General features: G+C 67.7%; 13 protein-coding genes. 11 read left to right on the top strand and 2 right to left on the bottom strand.

Translation table 11 applies throughout. The features are described 5' to 3' along the window. Positions 1 to 35: 35 nt before the first annotated feature. A complete protein-coding gene (locus ACFQQC_RS04070) occupies positions 36 to 743 on the bottom strand; it encodes a TorF family putative porin (RefSeq protein WP_376859939.1) in 708 nt (235 codons plus the stop codon). Positions 744 to 1,165: 422 nt separating this feature from the next. On the opposite strand from ACFQQC_RS04070, the gene ACFQQC_RS04065 reads away from it, so the two are divergent. The 8 genes from ACFQQC_RS04065 (at position 1,166) to truA (ending at position 7,758) form a co-directional block, all read left to right on the top strand. Next, positions 1,166 to 2,593, top strand: coding sequence for an ATP-binding protein (locus ACFQQC_RS04065; RefSeq protein WP_376859937.1), 1,428 nt, complete (start codon positions 1,166 to 1,168; stop codon positions 2,591 to 2,593). Further along, positions 2,590 to 3,210, top strand: coding sequence for a response regulator transcription factor (locus ACFQQC_RS04060; protein WP_376859935.1), 621 nt, complete (start codon positions 2,590 to 2,592; stop codon positions 3,208 to 3,210). The genes ACFQQC_RS04065 and ACFQQC_RS04060 overlap by 4 nt, the downstream gene beginning before the upstream one ends. 84 nt (positions 3,211 to 3,294) lie before the next feature. Beyond that, positions 3,295 to 3,708 (top strand): acyl-CoA thioesterase, encoded by a 414-nt coding sequence (locus tag ACFQQC_RS04055; protein WP_376859933.1) that lies wholly within the window; start codon positions 3,295 to 3,297, stop codon positions 3,706 to 3,708. A 57-nt stretch (positions 3,709 to 3,765) separates the two neighbouring features. After that, on the top strand, positions 3,766 to 4,353 hold the full coding sequence (locus tag ACFQQC_RS04050) for a peptide deformylase (RefSeq protein WP_376859932.1): 588 nt from the start codon (positions 3,766 to 3,768) through the stop codon (positions 4,351 to 4,353). Next, on the top strand, positions 4,353 to 4,580 hold the full coding sequence (locus ACFQQC_RS04045) for a hypothetical protein (protein ID WP_376859930.1): 228 nt from the start codon (positions 4,353 to 4,355) through the stop codon (positions 4,578 to 4,580). Before ACFQQC_RS04050 ends, ACFQQC_RS04045 begins: the two co-directional genes overlap by 1 nt. A 277-nt stretch (positions 4,581 to 4,857) precedes the next feature. Then, entirely contained in the window at positions 4,858 to 5,226 is a 369-nt protein-coding gene (locus tag ACFQQC_RS04040) for a hypothetical protein (protein ID WP_376859928.1), read from the top strand. Positions 5,227 to 6,085: 859 nt separating this feature from the next. Beyond that, on the top strand, positions 6,086 to 7,012 hold the full coding sequence (fmt, locus tag ACFQQC_RS04035) for a methionyl-tRNA formyltransferase (RefSeq protein ID WP_376859926.1): 927 nt from the start codon (positions 6,086 to 6,088) through the stop codon (positions 7,010 to 7,012). Further along, a complete protein-coding gene (gene truA, locus ACFQQC_RS04030) occupies positions 7,012 to 7,758 on the top strand; it encodes a tRNA pseudouridine(38-40) synthase TruA (protein ID WP_376859924.1) in 747 nt (248 codons plus the stop codon). Before fmt ends, truA begins: the two co-directional genes overlap by 1 nt. Before the next feature lie 54 nt (positions 7,759 to 7,812). On the opposite strand, the gene ACFQQC_RS04025 is transcribed toward truA, so the two are convergent. After that, on the bottom strand, positions 7,813 to 7,950 hold the full coding sequence (locus ACFQQC_RS04025; RefSeq protein ID WP_376859922.1) for an entericidin A/B family lipoprotein: 138 nt from the start codon (positions 7,948 to 7,950) through the stop codon (positions 7,813 to 7,815). A 99-nt stretch (positions 7,951 to 8,049) separates the two neighbouring features. Between ACFQQC_RS04025 and ACFQQC_RS04020 the strand changes: the two genes are divergently transcribed. Genes ACFQQC_RS04020 through polA form a run of 3 tightly spaced genes read left to right on the top strand, consistent with a single transcriptional unit; the run spans position 8,050 to position 13,157 of the window. Further along, entirely contained in the window at positions 8,050 to 9,711 is a 1,662-nt protein-coding gene (locus ACFQQC_RS04020) for a thiamine pyrophosphate-binding protein (protein ID WP_376859920.1), read from the top strand. Between the two features lie 8 nt (positions 9,712 to 9,719). Continuing rightward, entirely contained in the window at positions 9,720 to 10,190 is a 471-nt protein-coding gene (locus ACFQQC_RS04015) for a hypothetical protein (RefSeq protein WP_376859918.1), read from the top strand. A gap of 45 nt (positions 10,191 to 10,235) precedes the next feature. Continuing rightward, positions 10,236 to 13,157, top strand: coding sequence for a DNA polymerase I (gene polA, locus ACFQQC_RS04010; protein ID WP_376859916.1), 2,922 nt, complete (start codon positions 10,236 to 10,238; stop codon positions 13,155 to 13,157). Positions 13,158 to 13,166: the final 9 nt, after the last annotated feature.

Genomic DNA, 13,166 nt, shown 5'->3' with positions numbered 1-13,166 from the left:
CCGGGCGATCAGTGTGAAATCAGAAGGCGTGGAAATCAGAAGGCGTAGGTCAGGGCGCCGACCAGACGACCCTCATAGGGTTCGCCAAGGTCGTGCTCGTCGGTGTCGTACCAGCGCAGGTCGGCCGCGATCGCGTCGGTGAGCTTGTGCTTCACGCCGGCGTTCCAGGCGGTGTATTCGGCGCCGCCTTCAGCGGTGCGGACGCCCAGCGCGGCGGTGGCGCGGGTCTTGCCGGTGATCCGGTAGCCGCCCTGGGCCTCGACCCACCAGGCTTCCTGCGTCGCGCCGGAGCCGTCCGGAGTGTAGTTCACGCGCAGACGGCCGCTGACCGGACCGATCGAACGCGACATATCCGCCTGATATTCCCAGTAGTTCGCATCCACGCCGGCGCGGGTTCCGGGCAGGTCGCGGTTAACGACCGCGAAATCCCATTCGAAGCCCAGAGCCTCCGGAGCCCAACCCACAGTGGTGACGATTTCGGAATCGGCGCCCGAGGACAGCTCGGCGGTCGAGACGAAGACCGAGGCGTGGAAATCGTTCTGCGAGACCTCGACCTGGCCGGACCAGGCGACCTCGCCATTGCTCTTGCCGACGCCCTTTCCGACGTACTCGCTGGTCACGCCCAGCTGGAAATCCACGGACGGATCGGCCGCGGCCGGGCTGGCGACGACCCAGGTGGACGCGACGGCGGAGGCGACAACAGCAGCGCTTCTACGGATGCTTGGCAGGCTAACGGAGGACATTCTTACCCCTAGTTGTTGGGGGCATAGTCGGGGTAACGCTAATATTCTTCGTAAACTGAGCCGTACGTACAAAACCCTACGTGTAGGGGTTTATACGTACCCGCCACTTACTTGTGGCAAACGATGTTAGACTTGCGTCGCGCTTGCGAACTTTGCCGCGAACCTGCAATTGGGTTCGCATCAGCTGCGAACCGCTTCGCGTTGATGCGTTCAGTAATCACCATTCAGAGGCGTTTCGCGCGCCCTTCGGTCCCGGTCGAGCCGGGAGCGGGGGCATATACGTATTTTCCCGTAGTCGGATTGTTGATATGCCTGACCCTGACGGGACAGAGATCCCGGTAAAGGGAGGGATCGACCCGATCACCGGGGTTGATCTGGACAGGGTGACCGGCACGCGTTCGGCATCGGAGATACTGTTCTCCATGGCCACCACGCGCACCTATCGGGGGTGGCGCGCCTGGCTTCTCGCGGTCGTGTCCGTGGCGGCCTGTTTCGCCCTCAGGGCGGTGCTCGAGCTGTTCGGGGACTTCTACTACCTGCCCATGATCCCGGCGGTGGTCGTCACCGCCATGCTGGCCCGGCGCGCGCCCACGGCCCTGGCCATCGCCCTGTGCGTCGCGGGCAATGTGGCGCTGGTCTCGCGCGAGGGGCTGACCGACACCATCGTCAACGCGGGCCTGTTCGTGGTCGTCAGCTGGCTGGTGGCCGAGATCTGCTGGGCCCAGCGCCGGATGCACCGGCGCTCGATGGAGCTGACCCGCACCCTGGCGGGCCGCAACGCGGTGCTGGACACGGTGCTGGCCACGGTGCCGGTGGTCATTCTGGATCGTCAGGGCTGCATCCGCCGCCTGACGCCCGCGGCGGCCAATCTGTTCGGCATCGACAGCGCGGCGACGGCCGGCAAATCCTTCGGCGACCTGGTCCACGGCTTCGACCTGCAGCGGCTGGACGGCAAGGCCTCGAACGGGCCGCTGGAAGCGCCGACCGGGCACTGGATCGGCCGCCGCCCCGACGGCCGCCCGCTGATCCTTAGCCTGCAGATGGGGGTGATGCCGGAAGCGTCGGAGGAGGACTACGCCGCAGTCTGCATCACCGACCTGACCGAGGCGGAGATGGCCACGGAGCGGGCGCGGGATCTGGACATCCAGCTGCATCATGTCTGGCGGCTGAACTCGCTGGGCGAGATGGCGGCGACCCTGGCCCATGAACTGAACCAGCCGCTGAGCGCCGCGACGACCTATGTCCAGGCCAGCCAGCGCGACATCGAGCGCGCGGGCCTGATCGGCCAGAGCGCGGCGCGGACGCTGGAGCTGGCCAAGGGCCAGATTCTCCGGGCCGGGACGATCATCCGGCGCATGCGCGACATGTTGACCACTGGTACCCGGAGCCTCGGAAGTGAAAGCATTGCGTCGATGATCGACGATCTCGGCCCCGCTTTCGCCCTCATTGGCCGTGATAGGGGCGTCGAAATTCGAACCGAGGTCGCTGACGTCGACGACACGGTTCGGGCCGAGCGTATCCAGTTCCAGCAAGCTTTGATCAACCTGGTTCGTAACGCGGCTGACGCGGTCTCGGACCAGGCGAAACCCGTTGTATTGATCCGTGGCCGTCCCTTGGGCGGCGAAGCGTATCGCGTGACGGTCGAGGACAACGGTCCGGGAATTCCCGGCGATGACATGGAAAGCATCTTCCGTCCGATGACGACGACGAAATCCTCCGGAATGGGCCTGGGATTGTCCGTGACCCGCACGATCGTGGACAGCCATGGCGGAACCCTGACGGTGGGCCGCAGCGACATGGGCGGAGCCTGCTTCACCATCGACATGCCTCGGGAGGCAGACGACGCATGACCAATATCCGGCACTCGGTCTTCGTGATCGACGACGACGCGGCGGTGCGGGACTCCCTGCTCTATCTCCTGCGCAGCGAGGGCGTCAGGGCGCGCGGCTTCGCCAGCGGCGCCGACTTCTTCGCCAACCTGCCCGAGGATCGCTCGGCCTGCGTCATCACCGACGTCCGGATGCCGGGCATGGACGGCGGCGAGGTGGTGCGGCGCCTGGCCGAGCTGAACGACCGCGCCTGGCCGGTCATCGTCTTCACCGGCCACGCTGATGTGCCGATGGCCGTGCAGTTGATGAAGGCCGGGGTCATCGACTTCATCGAGAAGCCGTTCGACCCGACCCGCATGATCGAGACGGTCAAGGGCGCGCTGGACCGGCTGGACGACCTGTCGGCCCGTCAGGAAATGCGGATGGAGGTGGACCGCAAGCTGGCCCTGCTGACCCCGCGCGAGCGTCAGGTGTTCGACGCCCTTATCGAGGGCAAGTCGAACAAGGAGATCGCCCAGCTGCTGGCCATCAGTCCACGGACGGTCGAGATCTTCCGTTCCAAGGTCATGGGCAAGATGCAGGCCGACAGCCTGTCGGCGCTGGTGCGCATGGGTCTTTCGGCCTCGCCCGAAGCCTGATTTCGCGGGCTTTCAGGGTTGCGATGCGGGCTGTGGAGGGCGATATGCCCCGCCTCCCCGAACTGCCTCCCACGAAAGCCTGCCATGAGTTCCGAAACCGCCCCCCTGCCTGAACAGCCGACCGGCCAGCCCGTCGGCCGCGTCATCGCCATGCCCGCCGACACCAATCCCGAGGGCGACATCTTCGGCGGCTGGCTGCTGGCCCAGATGGACCTCGCCGGCGCCACCCCGGCCTTCGAGCGGGCGCAGGGCCGATGCGCCACCATCGCGCTGGATGGCATGGTCTTCCACCAGCCGGTGTCCGTCGGCGACGAGGTGTCGATCTACGCCAATGTCATCAAGACCGGCCGGACCTCGATCCGCGTCCACGTCGAGGCCTGGAAACGTCCGCGCAACCAGGTCGGCGCCGCCTCCGTGCGGGTGACCGAGGGCGTCTTCACCTATGTGGCCATCGATGCCGAGCGGAAGCCGCGCCCCCTGCCCGTGCTGGCCGAATAACCCTTCGAAACAGTCGGAAATCTTGACCTGAGGCCCCTTCGGGCCTACCTCGCCCCCATGACCGTTCGCCGTATCCTCACCATCGACAACGCCGCCGATCTGGCCGTGCTGAAACAAGTCTCCACCCCGGTCGAAGGACCGGTGACCGACGAGGTGCGCGGTCTGATGGATGACATGCTCGAGACCATGTACGACGCGCCGGGCATCGGCCTGGCCGCCGTGCAGATCGGCGACACCCGCCGGGTGATCGTCATGGACCTGGGCGACAAGCTGGGCGAGGACGACGTGGATCCGTCGACCCTGGGCGCGGAAGAGCGCGCCAAATGGGAGGCCGAGCGCCGCAACCCGCGCTATTTCGTCAATCCGGAGATCGTCTGGACCTCGGAAGAGACCGCCCCCTATGACGAGGGCTGCCTGTCGATCCCGGAGTATTTCGATTCCGTCGAACGTCCCGCCCGCTGCCGCATTAAGTACCTCGGCTACAACGGCGAAGAGATCGAGGACGAATGCGAAGGCCTGTACGCGGTGTGCATCCAGCACGAGATGGATCACCTGAACGGCGTGCTGTTCATCGACCATCTGACGCGCCTGCGCCGCGAGCGCGCCGTGGCCAAGGTGAAGAAGGCCGCGAGGATGGCCGCCTGATGGCCCGCATGAAGCGCACCCGCGACCGCATCATCGACACCAACGGCCGTCGCCGCCTGACCCGCAATGAAAAGGTCGGCGTCGCCTCGCTGGCAACCATCGTCGGCGTGGCCGCCATCGGCGTGATCGCCGGCGTCCTGCTGGACCGCCTGCTCGACTTCGACGACGCGCTGGACGCGGGCGGCGAATGGGATGAGGGCGGCGGGGTCTCGACCCGCTGGGAGTAGGCTGGGCAGGCGGCGGTTCTGATCTGACTGCAGGCGGACACTGCCAGCGTATGCCAAGGGTGGACAGCGGACCTTAAGACCCACACGGTAGGCTATGCATTACCCCTTAGCTTTGGCCCTCCTAGCGCTCGCTCCCGTCCCCGAAGTTCGCTCTCCCAACGAAGAGGCATTATCGGGGGCCTTTCGCGGATGCGAGGAATGGGTTCTCAATCCGGCAAGCTGGATAGATGGCCCCGGACCCTTCGTCGCAGTTGTGGGCCTAGGCGATAAAATGGGCTTGGTCGACAAGATCGACGAAGCGTCGCTGCCGCCTCCGCCGCTAAGGCGCGGCAACCAATACTGGCGCATCAACGCCACCGAAAGCAGCGGCTACGTTCTGGTGGTCTCTGATCAGCTCCCAATGTGCCACATCACTGGCGGGGGCGATGCGGACCTGCAACCGGTTGTGGAGGCGGTGCTTGCATCAACGGATTTCAAGGCGCGCTGGGAGTTGCTGGACCACTCGGAAACAGGTGAAATCGCCTCTACGTCGTACCGCAATCGCACCGAGCGATCGCTGTCTGTCATTGTGAGCCGCGCCAAGGTTTCGGGCGCACGACGCGACCGGGTCCAAGTTTTGGCGACTGCTACTTACAACGACCGATAGTTCAGACTATCGGGTAGTGAGAAGGCCTTGGCTTGCAAGGTCGGCATAGATGCAGTCCTCCTTGGCCCTGTGATCCGGCGCCGTCTCATCAACATAGGCGGCCCAGGCGGCACCGGCCTTCGTCGGCTCAAAATCACTAACTCCGCACCGAGCGGCAGCCGCCTCAATCTGTTTGGGGGTGGACCACCTGCCAGCGTCTTCGTCACCAGCGAAGCGGCCTCCCAGGGTGGCAGCGGCAGTCATAACCAGCGGGAAGCGGACACGCATCTCGATCCTCCAAGAGATAACCACATCCTTCTTAGGGTGCCACTTCAGATTGCCCCTGTCCCCTATGGGTCGACAGGCGAAGTTCGCCTAAGGGGGGGGTTAGCGGAAGTCGATCAGCTTTCATTCGTCGATGGACCGAAGGAACCGTCCACTAATCAGGAATCTGAGATGGCATCTCCAGTCGGGACCGTTGTGACGAGGGCATCCGGCGGGTTGGCCCTGGCGCTTTCCCTGTTGGGACTTTGGTTTTCCTATCTCCTGCCGGTCCTCGAAAACGGCTTCGCCTGGGTCTACCTCCAAGTCGTCGTCTATGCAGCGTTCGCAGTCCCGTCTCTGCTCCTGTTGGCGATCCCGCTGTTGGGCAGAAACCGCTACCTGGCTTGGACGGTGGCGTTAGTGTTGGGCCTCAACGCTCTGGCTTTCGCAGTTACGCCCTACCTCCCCCGCGAAATGTAAGCGCAAGCGAAAGGGCCGTCAGCGGACGCTCTGAGCTTCGACTGTGGGTCGAAGGCGGCCATTGCCACCAAGACCGGATCCCGGCCCCACCCCCCACGCCTTGTCGCTGACGCCCGCATAGGGCAAACCGCCGGGCATGCGCCTCGCCTTCATGGGTACCCCCGACTTCGCCGTGCCGTCGCTGGCCGAACTGATCGCCAGCGGCCATGAGGTCGTGGCCGTCTACTCCCAACCGCCGAAGCCGCGCGGACGCGGCCAGAAGCTGACCCCCTCGCCGGTCCACGCCTTCGCCGAGACCATGGGCCTGCCGGTGTTCACCCCAGACAGCATGAAGGCCGCCGAGGCCATCGAGACCTTCCGCAGCCTCGATCTGGATGCCGCCTGCGTGGTCGCCTACGGCCAGATCCTGAAGACCGAGGTGCTGGAAGCGCCGCGTCTGGGCTGTTTCAACCTGCACGGCTCGCTGCTGCCCCGCTGGCGCGGCGCCGCCCCGATCCAGCGCGCCATCATGGCCGGGGACAAGCAGACCGGCGTGCAGATCATGCGGATGAGCGAAGGTCTGGACGAGGGCGACATCCTGCTGTCCGAGATCATGGACATCCATGCCGACGACACCGCCGCCACCCTGTCGGAGCGGATGTCGCACACCGGCGCCAGCCTGTGGCCGCGCGCCCTGGCCGCCATCGACCGGGGCGGGGCCGAGGGCACGCCGCAGGTCGGGGAGCCGACCTACGCCCGCAAGATCACCCCCGCCGAAGCCCGCATCGACTGGTCGCGCCCCGCCGCCGAGGTGGACGCCCACATTCGCGGCCTGTCGCCCTTCCCCGGCGCCTGGTTCGAGGCCCCCGGCCCGGACGGCCCGGTGCGGATCAAGGCCCTGTTGTCGGGCGTGACCGAGGGATCGTCCGCGCCCGGAACCGTGCTGGACGGCGACGGTCTGACCATCGCCTGCGGCGGGGGCGCGGTGCGGCTGATCCGCGTCCAGCGCGAGGGCAAGGCCCAGCAGGCCGCAGATGAGATGCTGCGCGGGTTTAGTCTCCCGGCAGGCACGGTACTGGCGTAGTGGCTCGCTACCGCCTCACGGTCGAGTACGACGGCTCGGGCTACAACGGCTTTCAGGTGCAGGCCGGGCAGCCGACGGTGCAGGGCGCGCTCGAAGCCGCCATCAAGGCCTTCTCGGGCCAGACCATCCGTCTGGCCGCCGCCGGGCGCACCGACACCGGGGTGCACGCCACCGGGCAGGTGGTCAGCTTCGATCTGGAGAAGGACTGGCCCGAACATACGGTCATGAACGCCATGAACGCCCACCTGATCACCGAGCGGGTGTCGGTGCTGGATTGCGCGGCGGTCGATGACGAGTGGCACGCCCGCTTCTCGGCCACCGGGCGCAAATACCTGTACCGCATCCTGAACCGCCCGGGCCGCCCGGCGCTGGATCTGGGCCGGGTGTGGCATGTGAAGAAGCCGCTGGACGCCGAGGCCATGCATGAGGCGGCGCAGGCGCTGGTGGGGCTGCATGACTTCACCACCTTCCGCGATGTGAACTGCCAGTCGAAGTCGCCGGAGAAGTCGCTGGACATCGCCCGCGTCACCCGCGTCGGCGAGGAGGTGCATCTGGTGTTCGAGGCGCGCAGCTTCCTGCATCGGCAGGTGCGTTCGATGACCGGGACGCTGGCTGAGGTCGGGCTGGGCCGCTGGGCGGTCGGGGATGTGGCGAAGGCGCTGGAGGCCAAGGACCGCGCGGCCTGCGGGCCCGTGTCGCCGTCGGACGGGCTGTATCTGACCGGCGTCGTCTACGACCCGGCATGAAAAAGGCCCGCCGGACGAACCGGCGGGCCTTTCTTGTCCTTCCGGACAGCAGCCTTAGCGCTTGGCGCTCTCGGCGCCGCCGGTGACGGCGCTGCCGGCGGCGGAGACGTCGCGGCCGACGCCCGAGATGGTGTTGCAGGCCGACACGGCGAGCGCGGCGGCGATGATCGAAAGCGCGACAATCTTCTTCATTGGGTGATCCCCGATTTGCGTTGAACCTGCGCCGTAAACGCAAGCGTGGCCGTGGGGTTGCATGGCCAAGCCCTCGCGCGATCTGCTAGATCGTTCGCCATGACCCAGCCCGCGAACACCGCCGCCCGCCGTCTTGTCGAAACCCTGGTGATGAACGGCGTGGACCGCGTGTTCTGCGTGCCCGGGGAAAGCTATCTGGCCGTGCTGGACGCGCTGGCCGATGTGCGCGACCGGATCCAGGTCATCGCCTGCCGCCATGAGGCGGGCGCCGCCAACATGGCCGAGGCCTATGGCAAGCTGACCGGCAAACCGGGCGTCTGCATGGTCACGCGCGGGCCGGGCGCGACCCACGCCTCCATCGGGGTGCATACGGCGCATCAGGACTCGACGCCGATGATCCTGTTCGTCGGCCAGATCGCCCTGACCGACCGGGGCCGCGGCGCCTTCCAGGAGGTCGATTACCGCGAAGTCTTCGGCGGCCTGGCCAAATGGGCGACCGAGATCGAAAGCCCCGCGCGCACCGTCGAGGTGGTCGAACGCGCCTTCTCCACCGCCCTGCAGGGCCGGATGGGGCCGGTGGTCATCGCCCTGCCGGAGGACATCCTGCACGAGGACGGCGGCCCCGCGCCGGTGCGCCCGGTGACGCCGGCCAAGGCGGCGCTGGACCCCGCCTTCGTCGAACAGGTGCGCGAGCGCCTGTCGAAGGCCGAACGCCCCCTGCTGGTGCTGGGCGGATCGGGCTGGACCACCGAGGCGGCCGCCGCCATCGGCGACTGGGCCGAGCGGATCGGCTTGCCGGTTTCGCTGTCCTTCCGCCGCAAGGACATCCTGTCCAATGACCGGCCCAACTATGCCGGCGATCTGGGACTGGGCTGCAATCCGAAGCTGACGGCGCGGGCCAAGGCGGCCGACCTGATCATCGCCGTCGGCGCGCGTCTGGGGGAGAACCCGACGCAGGGCTACACCCTGCTGGATCGCACGGAGACCGCCGAGACCCTGATCCACATCCATCCGGGCGCGGAGGAACTGGGCCGGGTCTGGACCCCGCTGCTGAGCGCGACGGCGGATAATTCGCTGGCGGCCTTCGCCCTGGCGACCATCGACCCGGGCCGGAACTGGAAGGCCGAGGCCGAGGCGGCCCACGCCGACTATCAGGCCTTCTCGACCCCGGTGCCGGTCGGCGGCGACGTCAACATGAGCGAGTGCATGGCGCACCTGGGCGAGGTCCTGCCGCCGGACGCCATCGTGACCAATGGCGCGGGTAATTTCGCCGCCTGGCTGCATCGCTTCTATCGCCATCGCGCCTGCCGCACCCAGCTGGCCCCGACCTCGGGCGCCATGGGCTATGGCTATCCGGCGGCTCTGGCGGCCAAGAGCCTTCATCCGGACACGGACGTCATCTGCATCGCCGGCGACGGCGACTATCTGATGACCGGGCAGGAGCTCACCACGGCGGTCCAGTACGGCATCAACGCCGTCGTCGTGATCGTCGACAACGGCACCTACGGCACCATCCGCATGCACCAGGAGACCCACTATCCGGGCGCGTCGCGGGTCATCGCCACCGATCTGAAGAACCCCGATTTCGTGAAATACGCCGAGGCCTTCGGCGCCTTCGGCGTCCGCTGCGAGCGGACCGAGGACTTCCCGGCCGCGTTGGAAGCGGCCCGGAACGCCGGCAGGCCCGCGGTCGTTCACCTGATCACCTCGGCCGAGGACATCGCGCCCCTGCGCACCATCACCGGCCTGCGTTCCAAATAGGAGCCGCCATGCGCGTCGCCGCCCTCCTCTGCACCGCCGCCTTGTCCCTCACCGCATGCGCGAGCGCGCCGGGGGAGCCGGGGCTGCCCGGGCAGCCGGGCACGGATCAGGCGACCAACCAGAACGACTGCGCGGTGATCGCCGCCGTCGCCAAGGGCCACTATGAGTTCGACCGGCCCGGCAACACCCCGCCGCCGCTGTGGCTGTTCAGCGAGGACGGCGACTGGTCGCCGCGCTGCAACTGGAGCCGCTACGGCCTGAGTTTCCCGGCCACCTTCGACCCGGACGCCTCACGCACGCCGGGCGAGCGGGTCCAGTACGTCCAGTTCCAGAAGCCGGTCTATGACGGTCGCGGCGCCACCATCGAGGCGGGCATCCTGCACGGGCCTCTGGCCGGGATGGGCGTGCGCTGTCGCGTGGTCTCGGGCGTCGCCGGCTGGACCCTGGCGGGCCAGTGCGAGAACACCTGGATCTCCTGACAACCGACCGGTGACGCAGGGCGCGGGCGGCCCTATGGTCGCGCCATGACCGACGCGACGCCCGAGACGACCGCCCCCGACACGCCCGCGGAAGGCGCTCCCATCCGCCTGTGGATGATCGACGCCTCGGCCTACATCTTCCGCGCCTATCACGCCCTGCCGCCGCTGACGCGCAAGTCGGACGGCCTGCCGGTGGGCGCGGTGCAGGGCTACTCCAACATGCTGTGGAAGCTGCTGCGCGATATGAAGGGCGAGGACGGGCCGACCCATCTGGTGGCCATCTTCGACCACTCCGAAAAGACGTTCCGGAACACGCTGTACGACCAGTACAAGGCCCACCGTCCGCCGCCCCCGGAGGATCTGGTCCCCCAGTTCCCGCTGGTGCGCGAGGCGACCGCGGCCTTCGGCGTGCACTGCGTCGAACTGCCCGGCTATGAGGCCGACGACCTGATCGCGACCTATGCCCGGCGGGTTCGGGAAGCGGGCGGCGAGGCCGTGATCGTCAGCTCCGACAAGGATTTGATGCAGCTGATCGGGCCGTCGGTGGTCATGTGGGACCCGATGAAGGACCGGCGGCTGGCGGAGGAGGCCGTGTTCGAGAAATTCGGCGTGGGGCCGGAGAAGATGATCGATCTGCAGGCGCTGATCGGGGACAGCGTCGACAACGTCCCGGGCGCGCCGGGGATCGGGCCGAAGACGGCGGCGCAGCTGCTGGACGAGTATGGCGATCTGGACACGCTGCTGGCGCGGGCGGGCGAGATCAAACAGCCGAAACGGCGCGAGACGCTGATCAATTTCGCCGACCAGATCCGGCTGAGCCGCGAGCTGGTGAAGCTGGACGACGCGGCGCCGGCGCCCGAGCCCGTCGAGGACTTCGCCGTGCGCGATCCCGATCCGGAGACCCTGGCCGCCTTCCTGGACCTGATGGAGTTCCGCTCGCTGCGGAACCGCGTCGGCGACGGCAAGGCCCCGGCCAAGGACGGCTCGGCCTTCGCGGCGCGGCCCAAGCCGCTGACCGCCCCCGTCATCTCGCCCCGCTACGCCCCGCAGGCGGTCTCGGCCGACGTCACGGTCCAGACCTTCGACCACGACGCCTATGTCACGATCCAGACCCTGGACCAGCTGGACGCCTTCATTTCCCGGGCGACCGAGGCCGGTGTGGTCGGTTTCGACACCGAGACGTCGTCGCTGAGCGCCACCCACGCGGGCCTGTGCGGGGTGTCGCTCGCCCTTGGCCCCAACGATGCCTGCTACATCCCCCTGACGCATGAGCTGGAGCCGATGGCGGGCGGGGGCGGGCTGGATTTCGGGGACGCGGTCGATACGCGCGAGCCGATCGTCCAGATCGACAAGCCGACGGCGCTCAGCCGCCTCAAGGCCCTGCTGGAGAACCCGGCGGTGCTGAAGGTCGGGCAGAACATCAAATACGATATCGCCGTCATGGCCGGGCGCGGCATCGCGGTCGCCCCCTACGACGACACCATGCTGATCAGCTATGTGCTGGAGGGCGGGCTGCACGGGCACGGGATGGACGAGCTGTCCCGCCTGCATCTGGGCCACGAGCCGATCCCGTTCAAATCCGTCTGCGGCACGGGCAAGAGCCAGAAATCCTTCCGCCACGTCGAACTGGCCCCGGCCACCAAATACGCCGCCGAGGACGCCGACGTGACCCTGCGCCTGTGGCGCATCCTCAAGCCCCAGCTGGCCGAGCAGGGCCTGACCACCGTCTATGAGACCCTGGAGCGCGGCATGCCCGCGACCCTGGCGGCCATGGAGCGCGCGGGCGTCCGCGTCGACCCCGCCCGCCTGCGCGCCCTCTCCAGCGAGTTCGGGCTGAAGATGGCCGAGCTGGAGCAGAAGGCCCACGAGCTGGCCGGCCGCCCGTTCAACATCGGCAGTCCCAAACAGCTGGGCGACATCCTGTTCGGCGAGATGAACCTGCCCGGCGGCAAGAAGACCGCCAGCGGCCAGTGGGGCACCGACGCCAGCGTGCTGGAGGAACTGGCCCTCACCCACGACCTGCCGCGCGTCCTGCTGGACTGGCGCCAGCTGGCCAAGCTGAAGGGCACCTATACCGACGCCCTGATCGAGGCCGCCGACCCGACAACCGACCGCGTCCACACCAGCTATCAACTGGCCGCCGCCACCACCGGCCGCCTGGCCTCCAGCGACCCGAACCTGCAGAACATCCCGATCCGCACAGCCACCGGCCGCCAGATCCGTCAGGCCTTCATCGCCGGCCCGGGCAATGTCCTGATCAGCGCCGACTACAGCCAGATCGAGCTGCGTCTGCTGGCCCACATCGGCGACATTCCGGAGCTGAAACGCGCCTTCAAGGCCGGGCAGGACATCCACGCGGCCACGGCCAGCGAGATGTTCAACGTGCCGCTGGACCAGATGGACCCCGAGACGCGCCGCCGCGCCAAGGCGATCAATTTCGGCATCGTCTACGGCATCTCCGCCTTCGGCCTGGCCGCCCAGCTGGGCATCGACCAGGGCGAGGCCGGGGCCTACATCAAGACCTATTTCGAGCGTTTCCCCGGCATCCGCGCATACATGGACGCGACGAAGGCCCAGGTGCGCGAGACGGGCACGGTCTCGACCGTCTTCGGCCGCCGCATCCACATCCCGGCCATTCACTCCAAGTCGGGCGCCGAGCGCCAGTTCGGCGAACGCGCCGCCATCAACGCCCCCATCCAGGGCGCCGCCGCCGACATCATCCGCCGGGCCATGGTGCGCATGCCCGCGGCCCTGGAGGCGGCGGGCCTGTCAGGCCCGAATTGGGGGGTGAAGATGCTGCTGCAGGTGCACGACGAACTGGTGTTCGAATGCCCCGAGGGGCTGGCGGACCGGGCGATTGCGGAGATCCGCCGGGTGATGGAGGGGGCGGCGGAGCCGGCCGTCGCGCTGTCGGTGCCGCTGGTGGTGGACGCGCGGGCGGCGGCGAACTGGGATGAGGCGCACTGAGGGGATGGC

It is taken from the genome of Brevundimonas sp. GCM10030266 (assembly GCF_042666595.1).
Classification (GTDB): Bacteria; Pseudomonadota; Alphaproteobacteria; order Caulobacterales; family Caulobacteraceae; genus Brevundimonas.
This window is presented reverse-complemented; position numbering and strand designations above follow the sequence as displayed.

What these genes read in the sequence shown, in the direction of transcription:
- ACFQQC_RS04070 (WP_376859939.1), bottom strand. Translation starts at nt 743, where the DNA reads ATGTCCTCCGTTAGCCTGCCAAGCATCCGTAGAAGCGCTGCTGTTGTC.
- ACFQQC_RS04065 (WP_376859937.1), top strand. Translation starts at nt 1,166, where the DNA reads ATGGCCACCACGCGCACCTATCGGGGGTGGCGCGCCTGGCTTCTCGCG.
- ACFQQC_RS04060 (WP_376859935.1), top strand. Translation starts at nt 2,590, where the DNA reads ATGACCAATATCCGGCACTCGGTCTTCGTGATCGACGACGACGCGGCG.
- ACFQQC_RS04055 (WP_376859933.1), top strand. Translation starts at nt 3,295, where the DNA reads ATGAGTTCCGAAACCGCCCCCCTGCCTGAACAGCCGACCGGCCAGCCC.
- ACFQQC_RS04050 (WP_376859932.1), top strand. Translation starts at nt 3,766, where the DNA reads ATGACCGTTCGCCGTATCCTCACCATCGACAACGCCGCCGATCTGGCC.
- ACFQQC_RS04045 (WP_376859930.1), top strand. Translation starts at nt 4,353, where the DNA reads ATGGCCCGCATGAAGCGCACCCGCGACCGCATCATCGACACCAACGGC.
- fmt (WP_376859926.1), top strand. Translation starts at nt 6,086, where the DNA reads ATGCGCCTCGCCTTCATGGGTACCCCCGACTTCGCCGTGCCGTCGCTG.
- ACFQQC_RS04025 (WP_376859922.1), bottom strand. Translation starts at nt 7,950, where the DNA reads ATGAAGAAGATTGTCGCGCTTTCGATCATCGCCGCCGCGCTCGCCGTG.
- ACFQQC_RS04020 (WP_376859920.1), top strand. Translation starts at nt 8,050, where the DNA reads ATGACCCAGCCCGCGAACACCGCCGCCCGCCGTCTTGTCGAAACCCTG.
- ACFQQC_RS04015 (WP_376859918.1), top strand. Translation starts at nt 9,720, where the DNA reads ATGCGCGTCGCCGCCCTCCTCTGCACCGCCGCCTTGTCCCTCACCGCA.
- polA (WP_376859916.1), top strand. Translation starts at nt 10,236, where the DNA reads ATGACCGACGCGACGCCCGAGACGACCGCCCCCGACACGCCCGCGGAA.